27 protein-coding genes and 3 tRNA genes are annotated in these 22,422 nt (G+C 65.4%); 19 read left to right on the plus strand and 11 right to left on the minus strand.

The annotated features are described in order from the left end of the window. Positions 1-151 precede the first annotated feature (151 nt). Positions 152-1,582, minus strand: a complete 1,431-nt coding sequence (locus tag ACWGQ2_RS10795; RefSeq protein WP_452017074.1) for an NCS2 family permease — start codon at positions 1,580-1,582, stop codon at positions 152-154. A gap of 196 nt (positions 1,583-1,778) precedes the next feature. Between ACWGQ2_RS10795 and ACWGQ2_RS10800 the strand changes: the two genes are divergently transcribed. Continuing rightward, positions 1,779-2,774 carry a universal stress protein gene (locus ACWGQ2_RS10800; protein WP_452017076.1) on the plus strand — a complete coding sequence of 332 codons (996 nt, stop codon included), beginning with the start codon at positions 1,779-1,781 and terminating at the stop codon, positions 2,772-2,774. Between the two features lie 9 nt (positions 2,775-2,783). Here the strand turns inward: ACWGQ2_RS10800 and ACWGQ2_RS10805 are convergent, their stop codons facing one another. Together ACWGQ2_RS10805 and ACWGQ2_RS10810 are read right to left on the minus strand one after the other, a co-directional pair. Continuing rightward, a complete protein-coding gene (locus ACWGQ2_RS10805; RefSeq protein ID WP_452017078.1) occupies positions 2,784-3,713 on the minus strand; it encodes a cation diffusion facilitator family transporter in 930 nt (309 codons plus the stop codon). A 9-nt stretch (positions 3,714-3,722) separates the two neighbouring features. Then, positions 3,723-4,082, minus strand: coding sequence for a metallopeptidase family protein (locus ACWGQ2_RS10810; protein ID WP_452017247.1), 360 nt, complete (start codon positions 4,080-4,082; stop codon positions 3,723-3,725). Positions 4,083-4,238: 156 nt separating this feature from the next. On the opposite strand from ACWGQ2_RS10810, the gene ACWGQ2_RS10815 reads away from it, so the two are divergent. From ACWGQ2_RS10815 to ACWGQ2_RS10855, 9 genes are all read left to right on the plus strand, one after another. Beyond that, positions 4,239-4,311 (plus strand) — tRNA-Glu (locus tag ACWGQ2_RS10815). A gap of 61 nt (positions 4,312-4,372) precedes the next feature. Then, a tRNA-Asp gene (locus ACWGQ2_RS10820) sits at positions 4,373-4,446 on the plus strand. A 56-nt stretch (positions 4,447-4,502) separates the two neighbouring features. Then, positions 4,503-4,578: transfer RNA gene (locus tag ACWGQ2_RS10825), tRNA-Phe, on the plus strand. A 147-nt stretch (positions 4,579-4,725) separates the two neighbouring features. After that, entirely contained in the window at positions 4,726-5,169 is a 444-nt protein-coding gene (locus ACWGQ2_RS10830; protein ID WP_452017080.1) for a pyridoxamine 5'-phosphate oxidase family protein, read from the plus strand. A 193-nt stretch (positions 5,170-5,362) separates the two neighbouring features. Further along, a complete protein-coding gene (locus ACWGQ2_RS10835; RefSeq protein WP_452017249.1) occupies positions 5,363-5,815 on the plus strand; it encodes an Asp23/Gls24 family envelope stress response protein in 453 nt (150 codons plus the stop codon). Between the two features lie 79 nt (positions 5,816-5,894). Further along, positions 5,895-6,086 (plus strand): DUF2273 domain-containing protein, encoded by a 192-nt coding sequence (locus tag ACWGQ2_RS10840; protein ID WP_152224870.1) that lies wholly within the window; start codon positions 5,895-5,897, stop codon positions 6,084-6,086. After that, positions 6,083-6,478: a hypothetical protein gene (locus ACWGQ2_RS10845; protein WP_452017082.1), complete on the plus strand. Its 396-nt coding sequence runs from the start codon at positions 6,083-6,085 to the stop codon at positions 6,476-6,478. Before ACWGQ2_RS10840 ends, ACWGQ2_RS10845 begins: the two co-directional genes overlap by 4 nt. Further along, positions 6,475-7,077: a DUF6286 domain-containing protein gene (locus ACWGQ2_RS10850; protein WP_452017084.1), complete on the plus strand. Its 603-nt coding sequence runs from the start codon at positions 6,475-6,477 to the stop codon at positions 7,075-7,077. The genes ACWGQ2_RS10845 and ACWGQ2_RS10850 overlap by 4 nt, the downstream gene beginning before the upstream one ends. Then, the gene (locus tag ACWGQ2_RS10855) at positions 7,074-7,685 is read left to right on the plus strand and encodes a hypothetical protein (protein WP_452017086.1); all 612 of its coding nucleotides are present in this window, start codon (positions 7,074-7,076) and stop codon (positions 7,683-7,685) included. The genes ACWGQ2_RS10850 and ACWGQ2_RS10855 overlap by 4 nt, the downstream gene beginning before the upstream one ends. A gap of 43 nt (positions 7,686-7,728) precedes the next feature. On the opposite strand, the gene ACWGQ2_RS10860 is transcribed toward ACWGQ2_RS10855, so the two are convergent. From ACWGQ2_RS10860 to ACWGQ2_RS10870, 3 genes are all read right to left on the minus strand, one after another. Then, complete coding sequence (locus ACWGQ2_RS10860; protein WP_452017088.1) at positions 7,729-8,583, minus strand: hypothetical protein; 855 nt, start codon at positions 8,581-8,583, stop codon at positions 7,729-7,731. 2 nt (positions 8,584-8,585) lie between these two features. Beyond that, a complete protein-coding gene (locus tag ACWGQ2_RS10865; protein WP_452017090.1) occupies positions 8,586-9,389 on the minus strand; it encodes an exodeoxyribonuclease III in 804 nt (267 codons plus the stop codon). Between the two features lie 654 nt (positions 9,390-10,043). Then, positions 10,044-10,823, minus strand: a complete 780-nt coding sequence (locus ACWGQ2_RS10870; protein ID WP_452017092.1) for an IclR family transcriptional regulator — start codon at positions 10,821-10,823, stop codon at positions 10,044-10,046. Between the two features lie 139 nt (positions 10,824-10,962). Here ACWGQ2_RS10870 and ACWGQ2_RS10875 point away from each other — a divergent pair, with 139 nt between their 5' ends. Continuing rightward, the gene (locus ACWGQ2_RS10875) at positions 10,963-11,670 is read left to right on the plus strand and encodes a CoA transferase subunit A (RefSeq protein ID WP_452017096.1); all 708 of its coding nucleotides are present in this window, start codon (positions 10,963-10,965) and stop codon (positions 11,668-11,670) included. 4 nt (positions 11,671-11,674) lie between these two features. Further along, on the plus strand, positions 11,675-12,325 hold the full coding sequence (locus tag ACWGQ2_RS10880; protein ID WP_452017098.1) for a CoA transferase subunit B: 651 nt from the start codon (positions 11,675-11,677) through the stop codon (positions 12,323-12,325). A gap of 295 nt (positions 12,326-12,620) precedes the next feature. Here ACWGQ2_RS10880 and nadE read toward each other — a convergent pair whose 3' ends face one another. Then, complete coding sequence (nadE, locus tag ACWGQ2_RS10885; protein WP_452017100.1) at positions 12,621-13,442, minus strand: ammonia-dependent NAD(+) synthetase; 822 nt, start codon at positions 13,440-13,442, stop codon at positions 12,621-12,623. Positions 13,443-13,554: 112 nt separating this feature from the next. On the opposite strand from nadE, the gene pyrE reads away from it, so the two are divergent. Further along, positions 13,555-14,124, plus strand: a complete 570-nt coding sequence (gene pyrE, locus ACWGQ2_RS10890) for an orotate phosphoribosyltransferase (protein ID WP_452017102.1) — start codon at positions 13,555-13,557, stop codon at positions 14,122-14,124. A gap of 21 nt (positions 14,125-14,145) precedes the next feature. Continuing rightward, entirely contained in the window at positions 14,146-15,153 is a 1,008-nt protein-coding gene (locus ACWGQ2_RS10895; RefSeq protein ID WP_452017104.1) for an alpha/beta hydrolase, read from the plus strand. 9 nt (positions 15,154-15,162) lie between these two features. Here the strand turns inward: ACWGQ2_RS10895 and ACWGQ2_RS10900 are convergent, their stop codons facing one another. Next, positions 15,163-15,915, minus strand: coding sequence for an HAD-IIA family hydrolase (locus ACWGQ2_RS10900; protein ID WP_452017251.1), 753 nt, complete (start codon positions 15,913-15,915; stop codon positions 15,163-15,165). A 176-nt stretch (positions 15,916-16,091) separates the two neighbouring features. Between ACWGQ2_RS10900 and ACWGQ2_RS10905 the strand changes: the two genes are divergently transcribed. The 3 genes from ACWGQ2_RS10905 to ACWGQ2_RS10915 all read left to right on the plus strand — a co-directional run bounded on the left by ACWGQ2_RS10905 (position 16,092) and on the right by ACWGQ2_RS10915 (position 18,306). Next, complete coding sequence (locus ACWGQ2_RS10905; RefSeq protein WP_452017106.1) at positions 16,092-16,730, plus strand: TrmH family RNA methyltransferase; 639 nt, start codon at positions 16,092-16,094, stop codon at positions 16,728-16,730. Between the two features lie 137 nt (positions 16,731-16,867). Continuing rightward, positions 16,868-17,887 (plus strand): class II fructose-bisphosphate aldolase, encoded by a 1,020-nt coding sequence (fbaA, locus tag ACWGQ2_RS10910; RefSeq protein WP_452017108.1) that lies wholly within the window; start codon positions 16,868-16,870, stop codon positions 17,885-17,887. Beyond that, entirely contained in the window at positions 17,887-18,306 is a 420-nt protein-coding gene (locus tag ACWGQ2_RS10915; protein ID WP_452017110.1) for a DUF3151 domain-containing protein, read from the plus strand. The genes fbaA and ACWGQ2_RS10915 overlap by 1 nt, the downstream gene beginning before the upstream one ends. A 62-nt stretch (positions 18,307-18,368) precedes the next feature. Here ACWGQ2_RS10915 and ACWGQ2_RS10920 read toward each other — a convergent pair whose 3' ends face one another. Together ACWGQ2_RS10920 and ACWGQ2_RS10925 are read right to left on the minus strand one after the other, a co-directional pair. Beyond that, positions 18,369-18,854, minus strand: a complete 486-nt coding sequence (locus ACWGQ2_RS10920; protein ID WP_452017112.1) for a DUF427 domain-containing protein — start codon at positions 18,852-18,854, stop codon at positions 18,369-18,371. Then, positions 18,746-19,474 carry a hypothetical protein gene (locus ACWGQ2_RS10925; RefSeq protein WP_452017114.1) on the minus strand — a complete coding sequence of 243 codons (729 nt, stop codon included), beginning with the start codon at positions 19,472-19,474 and terminating at the stop codon, positions 18,746-18,748. Before ACWGQ2_RS10925 ends, ACWGQ2_RS10920 begins: the two co-directional genes overlap by 109 nt. Positions 19,475-19,670: 196 nt before the next feature. Between ACWGQ2_RS10925 and ACWGQ2_RS10930 the strand changes: the two genes are divergently transcribed. Then, entirely contained in the window at positions 19,671-20,960 is a 1,290-nt protein-coding gene (locus ACWGQ2_RS10930) for an adenylosuccinate synthase (protein WP_452017116.1), read from the plus strand. 52 nt (positions 20,961-21,012) lie between these two features. Here the strand turns inward: ACWGQ2_RS10930 and ACWGQ2_RS10935 are convergent, their stop codons facing one another. Next, a complete protein-coding gene (locus tag ACWGQ2_RS10935; protein ID WP_452017118.1) occupies positions 21,013-21,510 on the minus strand; it encodes a MarR family winged helix-turn-helix transcriptional regulator in 498 nt (165 codons plus the stop codon). Between the two features lie 63 nt (positions 21,511-21,573). Here ACWGQ2_RS10935 and ACWGQ2_RS10940 point away from each other — a divergent pair, with 63 nt between their 5' ends. Further along, positions 21,574-22,413 (plus strand): alpha/beta fold hydrolase, encoded by an 840-nt coding sequence (locus tag ACWGQ2_RS10940; protein ID WP_452017120.1) that lies wholly within the window; start codon positions 21,574-21,576, stop codon positions 22,411-22,413. The last annotated feature ends 9 nt before the right edge of the window (positions 22,414-22,422 follow it).

Here is a 22,422-nt window from a genome sequence, read left to right on the forward strand (position 1 = left end):
TTCCATGGGGCGGGGCTTCGGGGCGGTCACCCCTGGTTAGCCCCGCGGCCTCCCCCGCGGGTCAAACCGCGTAACCCCCCCCCCCTTAAACGGGCCGGCCCCCCGCCGGCGGGGGGGGCCACTTCCCTGATGCAGCTGCGGAGATAAGGGTTTAGACGCCCAGGGCAGCTTCGATCGGGCCGACGCAGAAGAAGACGGCGAATGCCAGGGCGACAATCCACATGACCGGGTGGACTTCCCGGGCCCGTCCCTGCACCGTGCGGATAAGCACGTAGGAGACGAAACCGGCACCCAGGCCATTAGCGATCGAGTAGGTGAAGGGCATCAGCACAATGGTCAGGAAGGACGGCAGGGCCAGTCCGATGTCCGACCAGTCGATCTTCGCCACCTGGGTGGTCATCAGGTAACCGACGACGACGAGTGCCGGGGCCACTGCTTCGAACGGCACCAGGTAGATCAGCGGGGTCAGGAACATGGCTGCGATAAACAGCAGGCCGGTGACGATCGATGCCAGACCGGTGCGGGCCCCTTCGCCGATGCCTGCGCCTGATTCAACGAACAGCTGGTTGGAGGAGACACTGGCTCCGCCGCCGGCGATCGCGCCCGCTGCGTCAACAAGCAGTACGCGGTCAACGTTGGGGATGTTGCCGTCCTTGTCGATGCTTCCGGCCCCGGTGGAGAGACCCACCATGGTTCCCATCGCATCGAAGAAGATGCTGAGCAGGATCACGAAGGCCAGCAGTGACGCGCCAATGATGCCCATCGTCTCAAAGGACCCGAAGAGGTTGAAGTTGCCGATCAGGGAAAGGTCGGGGGCGCCCCACTGCGGCATGCTCGGGGTGACCAGGGACCAGCCGGTTGCTACGCCTGCGCCCTGGCTGCCGGGGGCGGCAACGGTTTCAATGACGACGGCCAGCGCCGTGGAGGACAGGATGCCAATGAGGATGGCGCCGCGGACCTTGCGGGCCATGAGCACGATGGTGAGGATCAGGCCAAAAACGAACACGAAAGTCGGCCAGCCCAGCAAGTCTCCGCCGGCGCCAAGCTCTACAGGAACAGTGGTGCCGGCGGCGTCGGGGACGCGGCGGACAAAACCGGCGTTGACGAATCCGAGCAGCGCGATGAAGAGGCCGATGCCCACAACGATGGCGGTCTTGAGGCTCGCCGGAACGGCCCTGAAGACCGCTGTCCGGAACCCGGTCAGCACCAGGATAAGCATCGTGATGCCGGCCAGGACTACCAGGCCCATCACATCGGGCCAGGTGAGGTTATCGGTCGTGGCAACGGTGACGGCGACGAACGCGTTGACGCCCAGTCCGGTGGCCAGGGCGAACGGGTGCTTGGCCCACGCGCCCATGATGATGGTCAGGACGCCGGCCACCAGTGCCGTGGCCGCGGCGACGGCAGGGGCACCCAGGACGTTGCCGGCACCGTCTTCTCCTCCGAGGATCAGCGGGTTCAGGACCACGATGTAGCTCATGGCGAAGAATGTGGCCAGACCTCCGCGGATCTCCGTGGCAACCGTGGAGCCCCGCTTGGAGATTTCGAAATACCGGTCCAGTCTTGAACCTTGCTTGAGCATGACTGTTTTCCTCTGAGTGAGTGTTGTGGCTCGGGGATGTGCGAAAGCACCAGTTTCGATATTAGTCCTGCGGTGCCCCGAGCTTTTAATGCGCAGGTCGCGCCGAAATAGATACCGCCGCCTGCGAACCTTCGCGGGTAGGCTTTCAATAGGAGCGCAGCCAAGGGTGGCTGTGTGCACCCGAAGGGAGCCGATTGTGTTCGATGCTGAGTTTGAGGCGGACCCGCTCCGCTCCGGAATCGTGGTCGGTGTGGATGGCTCGGACCAGAGCATCTGTGCCCTCACCTGGGCTGCAAGGGAAGCCCGGCGGCGGCGTGTTCCGCTGCACGTAGTGACGGCCTACACCGTTCCCATCTTCGCGGCGTCGTCCATGGACGCCGGCTACACGGCAGTTGATGACGCCGTGATCCGCGACGGTGCCCGCTCCGTTCAGGAAAAGGCCCTGGCCCGCATCTCCCACGATGGTCTCGAGGTCATCTCCCGGGTTGAAACCGGGGATGCTGCCGCAGTCCTGCTGGAACTCTCCGAGGACGCGGATCTTATGGTGGTGGGTTCCCGCGGCCGCGGCGGATTCGTGGGGCGGCTCCTTGGCTCCGTCTCGAGTGCACTTCCGGCCCACGCCAAATGCCCCACGGTGATCGTTCCGCTGCGGACCGCCGGACGGCTGCCCGAAGCCGGTGTGTCCGTTCCGGCAGGATCCCCGGTGGCAGACGATGTGCACCAGGCCATCGTCGTCGGCGTTGACGGCTCAGAACACGGCCGTGCCGCCTCCCTGGTGGCCGCCGAACAGGCACGCAGCACCGGCCTGCCGCTGCGCATCGTCTGCGCACTGCCCCCGTTCAGCGGATCGCTGGCCTGGGTGCCTGCACCGCTGGACGTTGACGCACTGCACGCCGAACTGATGGAGCAGCTCAACGCTGGCCGGAACTGGCTGCAGAGCCACTTCCCGGACGTGGAGATGTCCGTGGAGCTCGTGGACGGGCCGCCGGCGGAAATTATGGTGGGGCGCACCGCAAACGTTGAACTGGTGGTGCTTGGCACCCGCGGCCGCGGCGGATTCGCCGGTATGCTGCTGGGCTCAACCAGCCAGAGCGTGCTGCACCACGCCAAGGGCCCCGTCATGGTGGTTCCGGACTACGACGATCCGCGTCTGGCTGACCGGGCGAAGTTTGGCCCGATGGCCGAAGAGTAGGAGCAGGACTCAGGCATGCCGTTCACCCTCGTGGACGGCATGCCGCTCCGGCTCGAGCTGGAAGGTGCAGTGCTCCGTGTCGAAGTGGCTGGAGAGGCAGTTCGAAAGCCGGTCCAGGATGGTGTCCATTCCGTGCGGTGTGAGGAACTCCTCATCCACAACCACGTGGGCGGAGAAGACCGGCACCCCGGAAGTGATGGTCCAGATGTGGATGTCATGGGCGTCCTGCACGCCGTCCACGCGGACAATGTGCTCCCGGATCATTTCGACGTCCACCCCCTGCGGCGTTGCTTCCAGGAGCACGTCGATTACTTCCCGGAGAAGCGACCACGCCCGCGGCAGGATCATCGCGGCGATCAGGAACGAGGCCCACACATCCGCCTGCTGGTAGCCGGTCAGGATGATGACGACGGCGGACACCACCACAGCGGCCGAGCCCAGCAGGTCGCCCAGCACCTCCAGATACGCCCCGCGTACGTTCAGGCTTTCCTTGCGGCCCGAGCGCAGGATCAGCAGGGACACCAGGTTTGCCAGTCCGCCGATGACCGCGGCGAACAGCATGATCCCGGTGTGGACTTCCGGAGCGTCACCGATCCGGCGGACGGCTTCCGTGAAGATGACAACTGCAATCACAATCAGCAGCACCGCGTTGGCCAGGGCCGCGAGGACTTCCGCCCTCTGGTAGCCGTAGGTGCGTTTCGACGTCGCGGGCCGGCCTGCTATCCAGGCAGCCAGCAGGGCAATCGAAACCCCCGCCGCATCCGAGAGCATGTGCCCGGCGTCCGCCAGCAGTGCCAGCGACCCGGAGATCAGTGCGCCGGCCGCCTGAATGACGACCACCGAGATGGTGATGAGGAAAACAGCCAGCAGCTTGCGGCGGTGCCTGCCGGTGGCGGTGCCTGACGGCAGCCCGTGGCTGTGGCCGGAATGATCACCCATAATTACAGGCTAGCCCCAGCCCAGTTCATGAAGCCGGGCGTCGTCGATCCCGAAGTGGTGGGCCACCTCATGGATAACGGTGATCCGGATTTCATCGACCAGCTCATCGCGGCTGTCGCACATGCGCATCAGCGGTCCGCTGAAGATGACGATCCGGTCCGGCAGTGAACCTGCTCCCCACCAGGAGTCCCGCTCAGTCAGGGGCGTACCGTCATACAGGCCCAGCAGCTCCGTCCCCGGGTCCTCGTGCGGGCCCGGAACGTACTCGTCCTCAACGAAGACCGCCACGTTGTTCATCGCCTTGGCCAGGTCCTCCGGAATGGAGTTCAGGGCGTCGTCGACGGCGGCTTCGAAGTCATCGGGGCTCATCTCGATCGGCACATTTCCACTCTAGCCGGGGGCCTGTGAAACCCGATTTTGGAAATCCCGTCAGTAGGCCCTATAGTTTTATAGGTCCGCAGCCGGGAAACACGACTGGAACCGAGAAGCCTCGGAGTCAGCCAAGTTGAACGCTGCGTGTTCTGAGCCCCCATCGTCTAGCGGCCTAGGACACCGCCCTTTCACGGCGGCGGCACGGGTTCGAATCCCGTTGGGGGTACTCACGAGAGTGGTAATTCAACCGCTGAAAAGCTGGTAGAGTTTACACTCGTGAAAAGCAAGGCCCTGTAGCGCAGTTGGTTAGCGCGCCGCCCTGTCACGGCGGAGGTCGCGGGTTCAAGTCCCGTCAGGGTCGCTCAGATTTTCTGAAGCGATTTGGAAGATCTCGGTGATCATCTTTCGATGATGCCCGGCTCTGTAGCTCAGTTGGTAGAGCGTTCGACTGAAAATCGAAAGGTCACCGGATCGACGCCGGTCGGAGCCACCAGCTAAGAAACCCCGTACTCAGTGAGTGCGGGGTTTCTTTCTGTCTGCGTGCATTTGGCCTCGTCCGGGACCCCGGAACACCGTTCACCCTTTCCTTCACCGTCACGGGACGGTTCACTTGAGCGGTCGAACCCTATGGAGGTCAAAGATGATTCCAAACAGTGAAGCGTTCCAGTGGGACTCCGTGAGCCCGCATGAGAACGAGGAGCTAAGCGAAGCTCAGTGCTGGTCCCTGCTGGGTGGCCAGGAAACCGGGAGGATCGCCTTCCTGCAGGACGGGAGGCTGCTGGTCTTTCCCGTGAACTACCTGGTGCATGATAAGTCGCTTTATTTCCGGACCAGCGAGGATAGCGGGCTGGCGCTGCTGCCGGGGGATCTGAATACGTCTTTCCAGGTGGACTCGCACGACGGCGAGGCCATGTCCGGCTGGTCCGTCCTGGTCAGCGGGCGCGCGAATGCCGTCAAAGACGAGTCGCTGCTGACCAAGCTGTGGGGGATGCGCAGCACTGCGCCCTACGGCGGCGGGCAGCGGAACATGTTCGTGGGCATCGATCCAACCCAGGTGACCGGCCGCCGCGTCCGGATGAGCTGAAGGCTCCCTGCCCAACGGAGCAGGTGAGGGGCTAGGCTTGGCTCTTATGGAAGATGCCCAGATCACTCCGGGAAACGGTCCTGCCGCTGCCGGAAACCAGCCAGTGAGCCCGACGCCGGCCGGTCCGGGTCCGGTCTCCCCGCCGCCGGGTCCCGGTCCCAAACCGAATACCGCAGTTCCGGCAGCGCCTCACGTGCCGCCGGGGCCTGCCGTTCCTCCGCCGGCGGGCGCCTCCAGTTCCGGGAATGAACCCGGCGGACGCACCTCCATCGCCGAACAGGCAGTGGCAAAGGTTGCCGCCATTGCTGCGCGGGCAGTTCCCGGGGTCCACTCGCTTGGCACCGGTGCCGGCCGGACCCTGGGAGCGGTACGCGACGCCGTCGCCGGCTCCGACAGCAGTGCCACTGCGGGTGTGAACGTCGAAGTTGGTGAAACCGAGGCTGCCGTTGACGTCACTCTGGTAGCTGATTACGGCATTCCGCTTACCGGTCTTGCCGACTCCGTCCGCTCCGCCGTGTATTCCGCTGTCGAAGATCTGGTGGGCCTGAACGTGGTGGAAGTCAACGTGTCGGTGGCGGATGTGCACATCCCCGACGCGCTGGATCCCCGTGCGGTCAAACGGCAGCCGGGCACGGTCCAGGACTGAAATGCGGAATTTTCCGGGCTTTGAAGGATCAACCAACGCTTATCCGGTCCCGCGCGGGACTGAAAGTAAGGCAGGAACAATGAAACCGACCGTGGTGGGTATGGCTGTGGGTGCCGTGCTGGCTTTCACCGCCCTTCTTTTTGATTTCTGGGGTTTCCTGCTGATGGCCCTGTTCATCGCGGTTGGAGCCTTCTTCGGCCGGGCCGCTGAGGGCAAGGTCGATTTCCGCAGCGTGCGGGACGCCCTCACCGGGCGCCGTTCGTCCTCATGAGCACTGCTGTTGTGCCGGGGGAAACCAAACCCCGCTCTGCTGCGCCGCTGGCCGGGCACAACCGGATCAGCACCCAGGCGCTGACCAGCACTGCCCAAGCCGTGGCTGCGGAACACTTTGGTGTTCCGGCCTCGGCGATCCGCGTTGTCTGGAGCGATGACCAGGGCCTGCTGGCCCTGTCCCTGGCGCTGCCGGTCACCATGCCGCCGCTGGGTGCCGTGGTGAAGGACCCGGGCCTGGTGGAGCGCACCGGCGGATCCGTCTGGGACCGGGTGCATGCCGCGAAACCGGCGCTGCTGCAGCGGATCACCTATCTCACCGGTTCAATTCTCTCCCTCGTGGACATCCGGGTGACCGGCATCCGCGTGCAGGAAGGGAGCCGGGTGAAATGACCGACACCACCGCTGCTCCGCCCACCGAGGGCTCCACCGGCCGGATCGTCCGGCGGGAAACCCATGCCGCACGGACCGCCCCGGCAGTGATCGCCGCCGTCGTCGGTATTCTGTTCTGCCTGTATGTCCTGCTTGAGTCAGTGCTGCAGTCCCTGGGACAGGACGAATGGCTGATAGACCCGCCCACCTTCGCCCACTGGCTCGCCGGGCTGCCGGGCGACGCCGACCCGCTGGTTCTGGGGCTCGCCGGTGCCCTGATCTTCCTGGCCGGCCTCTGGTTTTTCCTGATGGCGGTGCTCCCCGGCCGCCGTGCCCGCTACGCCATCCCCAACCCGCGTGCCGCCGTCGTGGTTGATGCTGAAGTTCTGGCCTCCTCCCTGGCCCGCCGCGCCCGTCTGACCGCCGGCGTCACCTCCAGCCAGGTGCTGGTGACCGTCGGCCGGACGCGGGTTGAAGTGAGGGTCCGCCCCACATCCGGAATTCCCGTGGATTCAGAGGCCGTGCGTGACGCCGTGGAGGATGAGCTGGCGCTCACCGGACTCCAGTCGCAGCCGGCCGTGACCGTACTCGTATCTACCGTGGGGGCGATCGGACAGTGAACCGCACCCCGCGCTCCGTGAACCGCCTGCTCCTGGGGCTCGGCGGCCTGCTGCTGCTCGCCCTGGGCGCCGGACTGGTGCTGCTCAGTGCTTACCCGGCTGCCGCCCGCTGGTGGCAGGATACTGCCCCGGCCCTTACCGGGGGACTCCGGCGGCTGCTCAGCGGCACCGCCATTCCAGGCCAGAGCCAGAGCTGGCTCTGGCCCGCGCTGGCCCTGGCCATGATCGTCATTATTGTGCTCCTGGTGCTCTGGATAGCCGCTCAGGGACGCGGGCGGGCGGACACACTGGTTGCCGAATACGACGACGACGGCGCGCCGGGGCGGATTGCCGTCAGCGGCGCGGTGCCGGAACAGGCCCTGCGCGAGGCCCTGCTGAAGGATCCTGACGTGACATCGGTGGGAGTCAGCACGTGGGAACTGCAGGACGGCAACGGGCTGCGCGTGCGGATCGTGCCGCGGCAGGGAGCGGCACCGCACCTCGTGGCCGCCGATGCCACCAGCCTCATCGACGCCCTGGACGCGGCGCTGGGCCGCAGCTCAACCGTGCTGATCAGCATCGAAGCGGGCCGGCGCTACCGGCTGGGCCGGGAAGAAAGGGTCCGCTGACCGGTCCTATGGGGTCCAGCTGCTTTTGCAGCCGCACCCGGTCTCAGGAAGCGCGGGCGAGCTGGCGGATGGGGATCCAGCGGCCGGCCAGCCGCCGGTAGGCTGCTGCGGCGCCGGTCATGTCATTGTCGGCCAGCGATTCGATGCCCAGCCGCACGTCGGACGGGGAATCGTCCGGGTACACCAGCTCCGCCACGGGACCGTAGTCCAGCTCCAGCACGGCGGCGGGGGAGAAGACCTCCATCCACGCCACGAGGTCCGTCAGCTCGTCCAGCAGATCCAGCTCGGGGGCGGCCAGGGCCAGCGCCGCCGCAGCGTGGCGGGCGCGTTCAATGCACTGCTGCACCGGAGCGGAGAGCCGGACGGTGAGCACCCGGCCGTCCTCCTCCACGACCTCGGTCTGGTCATCCTCATGCATCAGCACGAACCAGCCGAAAGGCACACCCCAGGTGGCCGAACGGGTGTGCAGCTTCGCCAGGGAATCAGCGAAGGAATCCGGGTCAATCCGGGCAGCGTGCGCTTCCCGCGCCACCTCCGGCAGCAGCACATCCACCAGCGGTCCGTGGACGGTTTCGCCCAGCGACTCAGCTGCCAGGGACGTCCGGACCGCGAGCTGGTTGGGGCAGTACAGGCGTGTGGTGGTGCCGTCCGGGCCGGGATGGTGCAGCACCCGGACCAGGTCCGTGGAATTGTGCGGGAACGGGTCGGAAACGGCGCGCACCAGCCGCCGGACGGCGTCGCTGCGTTCCAGCACCTCTGTCTCGTGGCGGGCGCGTGAACGCTGGTTCAGGATGCGGAGCTGCTGGGCGTCGTCGAAGGCATCCAGCGGTTCGTAGGCGCGCAGGTAGGACACGTACGGGAACGTCCGCCCCACGGTAGCCTCCGGTGTCCCGGCCATGCCTAGTCCAGTTCCACAATCACGGGAGCGTGGTCCGAAGCGCCCTTGCCCTTGCGTTCTTCCCGGTCGATGCTGGCGCCGGTAACCCGGGCCGCCAGGGCGGGGGAGCCCAGAGCGAAGTCGATGCGCATGCCCTGCTTCTTCGGGAAGCGAAGCTGCGTGTAGTCCCAGTAGGTGTAGACGCCCGGACCCTCGGTGTAGGGGCGGGACAGGTCCTGGAAGCCGGAGTCCAGGAACGCCTGGAAGGCAGCCCGCTCGGGTTCAGTGATGTGGGTGGCATTCTGGGCGCGGAACCAGTCGATGTCCCAGACGTCCTCGTCGCGGGGAGCAATGTTCCAGTCGCCCATCAGGGCCAGATTCAGGTTGGGATCAGCCTCGATCCAGGAGGACGCCTGGTCGCGGAGGACCTTCAGCCACTCAAGCTTGTACGGCATGTGCGGGTCATCGACGGCACGGCCGTTGGGAACGTAAAGGCTCCAGATCCGCACACCGCCGCAGGTGGCGCCGATGGCCCGGGCCTCGGCGGCGGTGGTCTCCTCGGTCTTGCCGAAATGCGGCTGGCCCGGGAAGGTGCGCTCGACGTCGTCGAGGCCCACCCGCGACGCGATGGCGACGCCGTTCCACTGGCTCAGCCCGAAGTGCGCCACTTCGTAGCCGTTGAACTCGAACATCTCCCACGGGAAGTTGTCATCCTTGGCTTTGGTCTCCTGGATAGCCAGGACATCAACGTCAGAGCGCTGCAGCCAGGCCTCAACGCGGTCGGCACGGGCACGAATTGAGTTCACGTTCCAAGTAGCAATCTTCACCCTTGCTACGTTACCCAATCCGCGCAAGAGGGGCCTACGTTCCAGCGTGGCTCCTTGGTGGGTCTTCCGGGCGGCTGGCCCGCAGATGGTCCGCGGGTGTCCGCCGGGCGGCCCGGAACGGCGGCAACGAAACTCCTGCGCTCGCAGAGCTCGCTTGGAGTATTAAAGCCGCCTAACCCGGCCCGTCCGGCGGACCGTTGCGCAGGCACCTCACCTGCCCGGCAGATCCGGCGGGAACCGGCGGCGGGGATGCCTTTGATTAGCCGCCTAAGCTGGCTCATCCGGCGGGCCGTTGCGCCCGGACCTCACCTGCCGGGCGCGTGCATCAGACGGGGGAGCGGAAGCCTCTCCGGCCGGCTGATCGGAGGGGTAATAGTGCGAGGCAGGATCGGCGCTGAGGGGAGCAGTTCAGCAGAGCTGCGTGAATCGGGCTGGAATCGCTCCGATTTGGGACAATCCATCCGGTTTGGCACTTTCCTGCCGTGGCGCCGCGCAGGAAAGTACCAAACTGGCAGGGAAGTCCCAATGTGGAGGAAAACCGTGCTTCCGGGGTGTCCCGAACCGGCAGGGAAGTCCCAAAGTGGAGGCACACCCTGCTCTCTGCTCGTCCCAAAGTGCAGGGAAGTTCCAAAGGGCAGGGTGGCAGGGAACGGGCTACCGGGTCGGAGAAGGGCGGAGTTTCTTGGAGAGTTCGTGGGCGTGGTGGAGGAGGAGGCGGCCCAGATCGGGACGGCGCTCAGGAGCGAAACGGGGAGCTATGCCGGTCAGGCTCAGGGCCCAGGCAGGCTGGTCCGAAGGGTCAAAGACGGCTGCACCCATTCCCCAGCTTCCGGTGACGATCAGGCCCGGATTAACGGCGTAGCCCAGGGTGCGGGTTTCGCGGATGCGGGCCCGGACCGAGTCCGGATCATGGCCCTCGCCATATTCGGCAAAGAGGTTGGCCGAGGCAAGGTAGCTCTCCACCGTGCTTTCCGGGAGGAACGACAGGATCGCCAGGCCTGCGGAGGCGACGCCGAGCGGAAAACGCTTGCCTTCGTGAAGGACAAACGAGCGGATGGGGAACGCGCCGTCCTCACGCAGCAGGCAGACGGTCTCATTTCCGCGGCGGACCGAGAAGAATGCACTCTCACCCGTGGCTTCGGCCAGGGCCCGGACGTGTTCCCGGGCCAGGGTGGAAATGTCGTACCGTTCGGCGGCCACTGAACCCATGAGGTAGAGCTCAGGACCCAGCAGCCAGCGCCCGGAACTGGCGTCGTGGTCCAGGAACCCCTCGGCAGCCAGCGAGGAAAGCAGGCGGTGGGCAGTCGGCCGGGGCAGGGACGCAGCCCTCGCGACGTCGCTGGTGGCAATTCCGTGCGGCATCGCCGCGCTCACCGTCCGCAGAACACCGGCAAGCCGATGGACAACCTGGGCCCCCTTTACCCCTTCAATCATGTCCACATTATGAACGCATTTCGGAGCGCAGGCCATCATCCGAACACTTTGACCGTGTTGATTGACCGCACACGGGCCGGTACCTAGCCTCGGGAACCAGACACTAGCAAGTCCACATTATGAGCATAGGAGCCTGCTGATGGGGAACAAGATACTGGGCAGCGCCGGCGAAGCCCTTGCGGAGACCGTTCAGGACGGCATGACCGTTGCCGTTGGCGGGTTCGGCCTGAGCGGGATCCCGGTCAACCTAATTACCGCATTGCGGGACAGCGGAGCCACCGGTTTGACGATTGTTTCCAACAACATGGGCGTGGACGGCAAGGGACTGGGACTCCTGCTGGAGAACAGGCAGGTTTCGAAGGTGCTGGGTTCCTACGTCGGTGAGAACAAGCTGTTCGCCGAACAGTATTTGTCCGGGGACCTGGAGGTGGAGTTCGTTCCGCAGGGAACCCTGGCCGAACGGCTGCGTGCCGGCGGAGCGGGGATTCCGGCCTTCTACACTCCCACCGGAGTGGGCACTCCGGTGGCAGAAGGAAAACCCGAGGCAGTCTTCGACGGGCAGCGCGCCATTCTGGAGCGCGGCATCGTCGCCGACATTGCCCTTGTCCGTGCCCACGTGGCGGACGCTGAAGGCAATTTGCGGTACCGGATGACGGCACAGAACTTCAACCCGCTGGTAGCGGCGGCAGGCCGGATGACGATCGCCGAGGCCGAGGAAATCAGCACCGGTTTCCTGGACCCGGAACGGATCCACACTCCAGGAATCTTCGTCCAGCGAGTGGTGAGAGCAGAAAACACTGAAAAGCACATCGAGCAGCGGACCGTGCGGGTCCGGGTGGAGGCCTAAGACCATGTGGACGCGGGATGAAATGGCGGCCATTGCCGCAGCAGAGCTTGAAGACGGCCAGTACGTCAACCTGGGCATCGGCATTCCCACGCTGGTGGCGAACCACCTGCCGCCGGGAGTGAACGTCTTCCTGCAGAGCGAAAACGGGCTCCTGGGCATGGGCCCCTTCCCTTATGAGGGAGAGGAAGACGCCGACCTGATCAACGCCGGCAAACAGACCGTCACGGTGCTTCCCGGCGGCAGCTTCTTCGATTCGGCCACGTCCTTCGGCATGATCCGCGGCGGCCACGTACAGACCGCGGTTCTTGGTGCGCTTCAGGTCTCATCCTCCGGAGACCTGGCGAACTGGACCATTCCGGGCAGACTCGTCAAAGGCATGGGCGGCGCCATGGACCTGGTGGCAGGCACCCCGCGCGTCATTGTGATCACCGATCACGTCGCCAAGGACGGTACTCCAAAGATCGTCCGCTCCTGCGACCTGCCCCTGACCGGCGTCGGCGTTGTGGACCGCATCATCACCGACCGTGCAGTTTTCGACGTCGTCGACGGCGCCCTGATCCTCCGCCGCCTGGCTCCCGGTCAAGACCTCGATGAGCTGCGGAATAACACCGGTGCTGAGTTTGCGGTGGGCCTGGAATCAGTTCCAACCGCCTGACTCAACCGCCCTTCCCACGCTCTGTTGCACCTGTTACCTGCTGAGGTCACACCAGCCACAGCCGTAACGAGGAGTGGCAACGGTGGTCGGCGCATCGGGTCCGGCCGAGCCGGGCACGCTCCACCTGCCCAACCGCCGGCGGGCGGGTCCCGGGTTAGGGGCTCGCCCCCTGCCACCTACCCAATCGCTGGCGGGCGGGTCCCGGGTTAGGCGGCTTTAATACTCCGAAGCGAGCTCTGCGAGCGAAGGAGTTTCGTTGCCGCCGTTCCGGGACCCTGCCCCACCCAGCGAAGAACTACTTCCACCACGAATCAAGAATCGAAACCGGAGTAGTCCGCTTGTGCCTCGTCATCAGGTACCGCTTCTCGATCTTCTCCGCCGCTTCGTCGGAGACGTCGCGGCCTTCGAGGTAGTCGTCGATCTGGTCATAGGTGATGCCCAGTTCGGTTTCGTCCGTCTGGCCGGGAACGCCGTCGAGCAGGTCAGCCGTCGGTGCCTTGCCGACGAGCTTGTCGGAGGCTCCCAGTGCGCTGAGCAGGGAGCGGACCTGGCGCTTGTTGAGGCCGAACAGCGGCAGGATGTCTGCGCCGCCGTCGCCGTACTTGGTGAAGAAGCCGGTCACGGATTCGGCGCCGTGGTCCGTGCCGATGACCAGCAGGTTGTGTTCCCCGCCGACGGCGTACTGGGCGGTCATCCGTACCCGGGCCTTAATGTTGCCCTTGTTGAAGTCGCTTAGGGTGCCGGTTTCCATGGCGGCGTAGGCCTTCTCGAACCCGTCAACGGCGTCGCCGATGTTGTAGGTCCATGAGGTCTTCGGCTGGATGAACTCCAGCGCGGCCTGGGCGTCGTCCTCGTCGTGCTGGACCCGGTACGGCAGGCGCAGGGCTATGAAGTTTGCGTCCGTGCCCTCGGCGTTCAGTTCGTCCACGGCGAGCTGGGCCAGGCGGCCTGCGAGCGTGGAGTCCACGCCGCCGCTGATGCCCAGCACAAACCCCTTTGCATGGGCGGTGTGCAGGTAGTCCTTGAGGAAGTCCACCCGGCGCCGGATCTCCGCTTCCGGATCAATGGCGGGGTGCACACCCATTTCGGCAATGATTTCGGCTTGAAGTTCGCGCATGGCGTTCAGCCTATACAACGCGCAGTTTCCACGGGCAGAGGCCGCGCGTTCTGTGACGCGGTGCCCTCCCGTCCCGAAGGGCTGCAAGGGGGTGCTCGGATAGGATTGGGGCATGACTTCCCCGCAGATCACCGCGTCCCGTGCCCGCCTCCTGGAACTGATCAAGGAGCTGGCGGTGGTGCGTGGAAAGGTAATTCTTTCGTCCGGCAAGGAAGCCGATTACTACATTGACCTGCGCCGCATCACCCTGCACCACGAAGCTTCGCAGCTGGTCGGCGAGGTCATGCTGGACATGATCGAATCCGCCGGCATTGAGTTCGCCAGCGCCGGCGGGCTGACCATGGGCGCGGACCCGGTCGCCACTGCCGTTATGAACGCTTCGGCCCGCAGCGGCGGAACCGTGGACGCGTTTGTGGTCCGCAAGGCCCAGAAGTCCTACGGCATGGGCCGCCAGGTGGAAGGTCCCGACGTCGCGGGCCGCGACGTCGTTGTCCTGGAAGACACTTCCACCACCGGCGGCTCGGCACTGACCGCTGTAGAGGGCGTGCGGAACGCGGGCGGCAATGTTGTGGCCGTCGCGGTGATCGTGGACCGGGACACCGGTGCCAAGGAACGCATTGAAGCCGAAGCCGGCGTGCCGTACCTGTTCGCGTTCGGCAAGGACGAGCTCGGGCTCGACTAAGCACCACCGGTTGCGGAGCCCATGAGCGATGACCCAGCAAAGGTCCTCCGCTATGCGGAGAGCCTGGGCCGCTTTTCCCGGCGGCGGTTCCTGGTGGGAGCCGCTGCGGGCCTGACGCTGGCCGCAGACCTCTTTGTCACGCGCCTGATCCAGGAGCAGCGTGAGGAGCTGGAGATCCTGACGGTGCGCGACGACGAGGCGGCCTCCCGCTTCCCGCGCGCCATGTGGTTTATGTTCCCGGGGTACAAGACCAGCTGGGAAGAAGCAGTCTGGATTGTAAATTCACTGCGCCCGGCGCTGGCCCGGCGCGGGCAGATGGCTGCGGTGGGGTACTCCAACAAGGGCCTGGACATGGACACGCTCGAAGCCGAGGTGTTCCGGCATATCCGCACCCGCCGGCTCAACCGCGTCTACTTCTACGGCCACAGCTTCGGCGGCATGGTGGCCGTGGAAATGGCCGCACGGCTGCTGGCCCGCGGCGTGCAGGTGGAAGTGATCATCCTGGACTCCAGCCCGGCCGGACGGTTCGACGTCCTGGACCAGAACATGATCCGCGGCGTCGTGCTGCTTTATGAGGCCGGCTACCGGATTCCCAGCGCACTGCGCGGCGGTTATGAGCTGGGGGAGCGGATCCTGCACAAGGACGAGCGCAGCTGGGGCACGGTTGTGGACCAGACGCTGGAACAGCTCTCCCCGCTGGCGCCGTCGAGCACCCTGATCCAGTCTGAGTCCTCCTACATCTACCATTACGACGCCGCTGCCTACGCCGGTGCGATCGGGGACGCCGAGCTGGCGTTCATTGGAAACCCCAACGACGAGACCGTGAACTACTACACCGCCCGCGCCCGCTGGACCGAGGTGTTCCCGGAGAACATGGTCTCCAACTCCCTCATCACCGAAGACGCCAGGCCGGCGCACGCCAGCCCGCAGTGGAACCCGCTGGTCTACCAGCGGGTGGTGGATGAGGTGCTGGACACCTACGTGCCGCTGCCGGCCGTGGGCGGCGGAGGAAACAAGAAACCGTTCTAGGCCGGCAGGCTAGACGGTTTTGATCAGGTCCGCGACGGAATCGAGGATCTGGGTGGGCCGGAAGGAGTAGCGGGGAATGTCCTCCCGCTGCGTGCTGCCGGTGAGCACCAGGACCGTGGTCAGCCCGGCCTCGATGCCGGCGATGATGTCCGTGTCCATCCGGTCCCCGATCATGCCGGTGGTTTCCGAGTGGGCATCAATCTTGTTCATGGCCGAGCGGAACATCATCGGGTTCGGCTTGCCCACAATGTAGGGTTCCCGGTTGGTGGCCGCAGTGATCAGGGCGGCGACGGCGCCGGTAGCCGGCAGCGGACCTTCCGGGGACGGCCCCGTGACGTCCGGATTGGTGGCGATAAACCGCGCGCCGTCCAGAATCAGCCGGATGGCCTTGGTGATGGTGCCAAAGGAATAGGTGCGGGTTTCGCCCAGCACCACGTAGTCCGGATTGGTGTCGGTGAGGATCAGCCCTGCCTCATGCAGCGCCGTCGTAAGTCCCGCTTCACCGATGACGAAGGCGCGGCCCGGTGTGCTGGAGCCCTTGAGCTGGTTCTTCAGGAACTCGGCGGTGGCCAGGGCGGAGGTCCAGAGGTTCTCCTCCGGAACGTCCAGCCCGGAGGCGTGCAGCCGCGCCGCAAGGTCCCGGGGCGTGTAGATCGAGTTGTTGGTCAGCACGAGGAACCGCTTGGAGGTGTCCACCCAGCGGTTGATCATCTCCGCGGCGCCGGGAATCGCCTGGTTCTCATGGACCAGCACGCCGTCCATGTCCGTCAGCCAGCACTCGATGTTCTCGTTCTCGCCCACAGTTTGCCTCCAGTGCGTGTTCTGCATTGTCCCCGCGCCGTCCAGGGTCCTGGCACAGGCAGGATGCTCCCGGTGCGGATGCGGGATGGTTCAGTCTTTCACCTTACGCTGGAAGGGTGATAGAGAGCCCTGAAGTAATGCCCCCAGCAGAGCCGGCCGATATGCCGCAGGTTGGCGTCGGACCGTGGGAGGGGCCGTGGCCGGAGGGTGATCAGTGGGATCCCGAACTCCTGGCCGCCGGCGACCGGCGCAACGTCGTCGACGAGTACCGCTACTGGAAGCATGATGCGATCGTGGCGGATCTGGACTCCAAGCGCCACGAGTTCCACGTTGCGATCGAAAACTGGCAGCACGACCTGAACATCGGGTCCGTGGTGCGCACCGCGAATGCGTTCCTGGCCAAGGAAGTGCACATTATTGGCCGACGGCGCTGGAACCGGCGCGGGGCAATGGTCACCGACCGCTACCAGCACGTCCGCCACCACCCCACCGTGGAAGAGTTCACCGAATGGGCCCGCGCCGAGGGACTGGCGATCATCGGAATCGACAACTTCCCCGACTCCGTGCCGCTGGAAACCTATGACCTGCCGCGTAACTGCGTCCTGGTCTTCGGGCAGGAAGGCCCCGGCCTGACCCCCGAGGTGCATGAGGCTGCCGAAGCCACGCTCTCAATTGCGCAGTTCGGTTCCACCCGTTCCATGAATGCTTCCGCTGCGGCCGCGATCGCCATGCACGGCTGGGTCCGCCGGCACGTGTTTGGGCAGAAGGTGAACTGACACTTCGCACACGTGTCGCATGTGCGAAGCCCTGAAGCGGCGTTATCTGATGCACAAAGGTCTCTTGTGGCTAGGATGGGAGAAGCCAAAGAGGGCCCGGCCCTGCCGCAGTTTCGAATCTTCGCTAAGGAGTCAGCATGCCTATTGCAACCCCCGAGATCTATGCAGAGATGATCGACCGGGCCAAGGCGGGGGGATTCGCATACCCGGCAGTCAACGTCACGTCCTCCCAGACCCTCAACGCCGCGCTCGCCGGCTTCGCTGAAGCCGGCTCGGACGGCATTGTGCAGGTTTCCACCGGCGGTGCCGCTTACTGGTCCGGCGCTTCCGTCAAGAACATGGTGACCGGTTCCCTGGCCTTCGCCGCATACGCCCGTGAAGTGGCCAAGAGCTATGACGTGAACATTGCGCTGCACACCGACCACTGCCCCAAGGACAAGCTGGACGACTTTGTCCTGCCCCTGCTGGCCGCCTCCGAAGAGCGCGTCAAGCGCGGCGAGGACCCCATCTTCAACTCCCACATGTGGGACGGCTCCGCGGAGACCCTCGAAGAGAACCTGAAGATTGCCCAGGACCTGCTGGCCCGCACCGCAGCAGCCAAGATCATCCTCGAAGTTGAGATCGGCACCGTCGGCGGAGAAGAAGACGGCGTCGAGAATGAGATCAACGAGAAGCTCTACACCACGGTCGCAGACGGCATGGCCACCATTGAGGCACTCGGCGACGGCAGCAAGGGCCGCTACCTCACCGCGCTGACCTTCGGCAACGTCCACGGCGTCTACAAGCCGGGCGGCGTGAAGCTGCGCCCGGAGATCCTCGAGGAAATCCAGACCGCCGTGGGCAATTCGATCGGCAAGGAACGCCCGTTCGACCTGGTCTTCCACGGCGGCTCCGGTTCCTCCGCCCAGGAAATCGCCGACGCCGTCTCCTACGGCGTGGTGAAGATGAACATCGACACCGACACCCAGTACGCCTACACCCGTCCGGTTGCCGACCACATGTTCCGCTACTACGACGGCGTGCTCAAGGTGGACGGCGAAGTCGGCAACAAGAAGCAGTACGACCCGCGCGTCTGGGGTGCCTCAGCCGAAAAGGGTATGGCCGCACGCGTGGTCGAAGCCGCACAGTCCCTCGGATCGGCAGGAAAGCACCTCTAATGTCAGACGAATTCCGTAAGAACCTGCTCGGCCCCGAGCCCACGTACCTGCCCGAGGAAACCGACGTCGTCGCCCGCCTTGCCGCCGGTGACGAGGCCGTGGACCTGGCTGCCAGGTTCCCCACCTCTTCCCAGGTCTGGGCCACGCTGGCAGACGAAGCCTTCGCAGACGGACGCCCCGTGGAGTCCTACGCGTACGCCCGGGTGGGCTACCACCGCGGCCTGGACGCGCTCCGCCGCGCCGGCTGGCGCGGCACCGGCCCGATTCCGTGGGAGCACGAGCCCAACCGAGGGTTCCTGCGCGCGCTCTACGCCCTGGGACGTGCCGCAGCCGCGATCGGCGAGGCTGAAGAAGTGGACCGGATCGAGAAGTTCCTGGACGCCTCCGACCCGGCTGCCAAGGCTGCCATCGAGGCCTAACCAGCCGTTATAAACAGCAAAGGCGCCTTCCGTGCGGAAGGCGCCTTTGCTGTGTCAGGGAGTCACCAGCCCCAGGTACCCGGTGCGCCTTTGAAGGGCCCGGTCACCCGGCTGGTGATCCAGCCGCCGTAGAAATCACCCTCCTGCGGCTGGACCTCTTCACCGTCCACCGTGACGGAGTCCATCAGCCCCGGATACAGAGCGGCAGTGTGGGCGAGCTCCTCGAAGCCGGGAAACGGATGCCGGTAGGTCCACGCCGCCCGGGCAGCCCGCCGCTGGCCGGAAACGACGTCGAAATAGGAGGCGGCGCCCTTGAACTCGCAGTGTGTGACACCGCTGACCGGCTGCAGGACTCCCGGCGCAAAGACGTCCAGCGGCAAGTAGTAAACCGGCGGATGGCTGGTCTCCAGGACCCGCACGGAATCCGTGGTGTCGGCGATCAGGGTTCCGCCAAGCCAGACCTTGATCCGCTCGCTGCTTGGTTCGACCCGGGGCGGACGGGGATAGGACCAGACGGATTCGGCATGCGGGTGAAAGCGCTTTTCCATGCGCGGATTCCTTTTCTCTGGACCGGGTTCCTGGCGGTAATGGTGGTGGTGACGGCCAGAATCTGCGGCCGTGCCGGAACGGAGGAGAAGCCAAACCGGACCGGTGGAGAGACCGGTGCGAGGGGACCCAGATCCCTCCCGTTCCAGGAGCACTGCGCCGAGGACAGCCTGCGGATTGACCGGACGCCGTAGAACTCCAGCCGGTCCCCGGTGGTTCCGGCAGTGCGGACACCGCGGACAATGAGGCGGGCCAGCGGATTGACCGCCTGCAGCCACCGCGGGTGAACGGCCAGCGGCGCGGGAACCGTCTGCAGGACGCGGCCCAGCAGAGTCACTGCTCCCAGCTGGGCGCTGAGCCGCAGCGGCCCGCCGTCGACGCTCAGCCTGCCGTCTGCGAGGTAGGCGCTGACCGGGACCACATCCACCGCGTCAAAGGTGTAGGTGGAGGAGACGTACCGGGCTACCGGCTCGGAAGGCGCCAGCAGCAGCCTGGAACCGAAGCGGTTTTCCACCATCACATCGGTGAACGGGCCGAAGGGTGACTCCGGCCAGTGCCCAACAACCAGACGGGTTCCCGACGCAGTGCCCAGCCCGGCGATATAGCCGCGGAAGCGCTCCATGCCTAAACCGTACGCTCCCGCAGGCAGCTTCCAAACGGGGAAAGCCGCAGATCGGCTAAACTTGACAGGTAAGAGCCCCGCAACCCGGATCACGGACACCTGTGTCCCGAGTCTCACGGTGCAGGGGCGTTCTCATGCACGGTAGCGGTTCAGCGCCTGGCGCGGCTCCCTAGCGTAACTAATGGGGGAGGATCCCATGCCCGCAATTGTCATCGTCGGCGCCCAGTGGGGCGACGAAGGTAAAGGTAAGGCCACCGACCTGCTTGGCGGCCGCGTCGACTACGTCGTCAAGCCCAACGGGGGAAACAATGCCGGCCACACCGTCGTCGTCGGCGGTGAAAAATACGAACTGAAGCTGCTGCCCGCCGGCATTCTGAGCCCCAACGCAATTCCCGTAATCGGCAACGGCTGCGTGGTGAACCTCGAGGCGCTCTTCACCGAAATCGACGGACTGGAAGCGCGCGGCGCGGACACCTCCAAGCTGCGGATCTCCGCCAACGCGCACCTGGTGGCACCGTTCCACCAGGTCATGGACAAGGTCACCGAGCGGTTCCTGGGCAAGCGTGCCATTGGCACCACCGGCCGCGGCATCGGCCCGGCCTACATGGACAAGGTGGCCCGCCTGGGCATCCGCGTCCAGGACATCTTCGACGAGTCGATCCTGCGCCAGAAGGTTGAAGGCTCGCTGCGGCAGAAGAACCAGCTGCTGCTGAAGGTCTATAACCGCCGCGACGTGGACGTCGAAGAGATGGTGCAGTACTTCCTCTCCTACGCGGACCGCCTGCGCCCCATGGTCATCGACTCCACCTACGAACTCAACCGCGCACTGGATGAGGGCAAGGTCATCCTGATGGAAGGCGGCCAGGCCACGTTCCTGGACGTGGACCACGGCACCTACCCGTTCGTGACCTCCTCCAACCCGACGGCCGGCGGTGCGTCCGTGGGCTCGGGCATCGGCCCCACCCGCATCAACCGGGCCGTGGGCATCATCAAGGCCTACACCACCCGTGTTGGCGCCGGCCCGTTCCCCACCGAACTCTTCGATGACATGGGCCTGTACCTGCAGAAGACCGGCGGCGAGTTCGGCGTGAACACCGGCCGCCCGCGCCGCTGCGGCTGGTACGACGCCGTGCTGGCGCGCCACGCTTCCCGCGTCAACGGCTTCACGGACTACTTCGTCACCAAACTGGACGTGCTCACCGGCATCGAAAAGATCCCGGTGTGCGTGGCCTACGACGTCGACGGTGTGCGTTTCGACGAAATGCCGATGACGCAGACCGATTTCCACCACGCCAAGCCGATCTTCGAGTACTTCGACGGCTGGACCGAGGACATCACCGGCGCCAAGACCATTGAGGACCTGCCGGAGAACGCCCGGAACTACGTGCTGGCGCTGGAGAAGATGTCCGGCACCCGGTTCTCCGCGATCGGCGTCGGCCCGGACCGCGACCAGACGATCGTGATCCGCGACCTGATCAGCGAATAATCCGTTTTACGCAAAAGCCCCGCAGCCTGCCAGCCGCGGGGCTTTTGCCGTTTCAGGAACCGCTTTCCTTTGCCGGGCCGGACGCCTTCGTCGCGTCCAGGACGTCCTGCAGGGTGCGCATGGCCGCTTCGAAGCGGCGCTTGCCGGTGTACGCTGCCCACTCCTGTTCGAGTTCAACAACTTTTGCTGAAGCCTCGGCCAGCATTTTCCGCCCCCTGGGGGTAGGCAGAATAAGTTTGGCCCTCGCATCCGTTGGGTCCGGTTCGCGGGTGAGATAGCCCAGGTCCTGCAGCTCATTAACCAGCTCGGACGTGGCCGCCAGACTGAGCTGTGCCCTCGCTGCCAGCTGCGTGAGCCGGATGCCCCGAAGGCCTACGCTCCCCGTGATCTGGAGATGCGCGGGGCGAAGGTCGCCGTAGCCATGCGCTTCCGCCTCCGCCAGAAGTTCCCTTCGAAACTCTGCCAGGAGCCGGACCAGCAGTTGGCCCACGGGCAGTCTGCTGCCGCCCTGGAATGGCTTTTCGGAACCTCTTGACTCGCTGTCGCCCACGGCTCAGAGTCTAGACAGAAGCTTCGGAAACCGAAACAACAATCAGCGTCTTGGAGGCGCAAAATGAGTACGCAGCATTCTGAAGTAACTGTGGTTGAAACGGTCCTTGGGCCGATGTCCGTAACGCGGACCGGTTCCGGCCGGCCTGCTTTCCTGTGGCACAGCATGTTCCTGGATTCAACGACTTTCTCTCCGGTGGCCGGCGAGCTGGGCCGGCACCGTGAACTGTTTCTGGTGGACGCACCCGGGCACGGCAGCAGCCCCGGTCCGCGGAGAATCTACGACCTCCAGGACTGCGCTGTGGCAGCGGTACAGCTGCTGGATGCCCTCCAAATCGATGCGCCGGTGGACTGGCTGGGCAACGCCTTGGGCGGCCATGTTGGCATCCTGCTGGCCGAGGGATGGCCTGCCCGCATCAGGACGCTAACCATGATCGGTACACCGGCTTATCCACTGCCGGCACTCCAGAGGCGGAAGACGGCGCTGCTGGTGCAGCTATACCGGGTTCTTGGCCCGTCCCGGCTGGCCGGTCTTGTGGTGGATGCCCTGGTGGGAGATGCCGGAGACCCGGAATCCCGCGCTGCAGCTGGGAAGTCCGTGGGTGAGTCATTTGTGCGAGGCGACAAGCGGGGAAAGTACTGGGCGATGCGTTCCCTGATGCTTCGCCGCCCGGATCTGCGTGCTGCCCTGGAACGCGTGCAGGTGCCTACCCTGATGATCGCGGGCACCGAGGACGCCATGTGCAGCATTCCGGAGGCCGAACGGCTGGCCGCTGCCATGCCGCAGGGAGCGGTTATGCCTGTTGCCGGCGGAGGACACGCGGCACCCCTGTTCACCGCCACAGGGGAAGTGACCCGGGCGGTCCTGGATCTTTGGGAGGCAGGGCAGCTCCCTGCCCGGTGATCCGGGAAT

It is taken from the genome of Arthrobacter sp. NPDC055585, from assembly GCF_053619115.1.

Bases quoted from the DNA above. Each gene is read 5' to 3' on its own strand.
- ACWGQ2_RS10870 (WP_452017092.1), bottom strand. From the start codon at position 10,823: ATGATTGAAGGGGTAAAGGGGGCCCAGGTTGTCCATCGGCTTGCCGGT.
- ACWGQ2_RS10880 (WP_452017098.1), top strand. From the start codon at position 11,675: ATGTGGACGCGGGATGAAATGGCGGCCATTGCCGCAGCAGAGCTTGAA.
- ACWGQ2_RS10850 (WP_452017084.1), top strand. From the start codon at position 6,475: ATGACCGACACCACCGCTGCTCCGCCCACCGAGGGCTCCACCGGCCGG.
- ACWGQ2_RS10875 (WP_452017096.1), top strand. From the start codon at position 10,963: ATGGGGAACAAGATACTGGGCAGCGCCGGCGAAGCCCTTGCGGAGACC.
- ACWGQ2_RS10920 (WP_452017112.1), bottom strand. From the start codon at position 18,854: ATGGAAAAGCGCTTTCACCCGCATGCCGAATCCGTCTGGTCCTATCCC.
- ACWGQ2_RS10905 (WP_452017106.1), top strand. From the start codon at position 16,092: ATGCCCCCAGCAGAGCCGGCCGATATGCCGCAGGTTGGCGTCGGACCG.
- ACWGQ2_RS10940 (WP_452017120.1), top strand. From the start codon at position 21,574: ATGAGTACGCAGCATTCTGAAGTAACTGTGGTTGAAACGGTCCTTGGG.
- ACWGQ2_RS10900 (WP_452017251.1), bottom strand. From the start codon at position 15,915: ATGGACGGCGTGCTGGTCCATGAGAACCAGGCGATTCCCGGCGCCGCG.
- ACWGQ2_RS10845 (WP_452017082.1), top strand. From the start codon at position 6,083: ATGAGCACTGCTGTTGTGCCGGGGGAAACCAAACCCCGCTCTGCTGCG.
- nadE (WP_452017100.1), bottom strand. From the start codon at position 13,442: ATGCGCGAACTTCAAGCCGAAATCATTGCCGAAATGGGTGTGCACCCC.
- ACWGQ2_RS10930 (WP_452017116.1), top strand. From the start codon at position 19,671: ATGCCCGCAATTGTCATCGTCGGCGCCCAGTGGGGCGACGAAGGTAAA.
- ACWGQ2_RS10840 (WP_152224870.1), top strand. From the start codon at position 5,895: ATGAAACCGACCGTGGTGGGTATGGCTGTGGGTGCCGTGCTGGCTTTC.
- ACWGQ2_RS10860 (WP_452017088.1), bottom strand. From the start codon at position 8,583: ATGGCCGGGACACCGGAGGCTACCGTGGGGCGGACGTTCCCGTACGTG.
- ACWGQ2_RS10830 (WP_452017080.1), top strand. From the start codon at position 4,726: ATGATTCCAAACAGTGAAGCGTTCCAGTGGGACTCCGTGAGCCCGCAT.
- ACWGQ2_RS10810 (WP_452017247.1), bottom strand. From the start codon at position 4,082: ATGAGCCCCGATGACTTCGAAGCCGCCGTCGACGACGCCCTGAACTCC.
- fbaA (WP_452017108.1), top strand. From the start codon at position 16,868: ATGCCTATTGCAACCCCCGAGATCTATGCAGAGATGATCGACCGGGCC.
- ACWGQ2_RS10925 (WP_452017114.1), bottom strand. From the start codon at position 19,474: ATGGAGCGCTTCCGCGGCTATATCGCCGGGCTGGGCACTGCGTCGGGA.
- ACWGQ2_RS10915 (WP_452017110.1), top strand. From the start codon at position 17,887: ATGTCAGACGAATTCCGTAAGAACCTGCTCGGCCCCGAGCCCACGTAC.
- ACWGQ2_RS10805 (WP_452017078.1), bottom strand. From the start codon at position 3,713: ATGGGTGATCATTCCGGCCACAGCCACGGGCTGCCGTCAGGCACCGCC.
- ACWGQ2_RS10795 (WP_452017074.1), bottom strand. From the start codon at position 1,582: ATGCTCAAGCAAGGTTCAAGACTGGACCGGTATTTCGAAATCTCCAAG.
- ACWGQ2_RS10895 (WP_452017104.1), top strand. From the start codon at position 14,146: ATGAGCGATGACCCAGCAAAGGTCCTCCGCTATGCGGAGAGCCTGGGC.
- pyrE (WP_452017102.1), top strand. From the start codon at position 13,555: ATGACTTCCCCGCAGATCACCGCGTCCCGTGCCCGCCTCCTGGAACTG.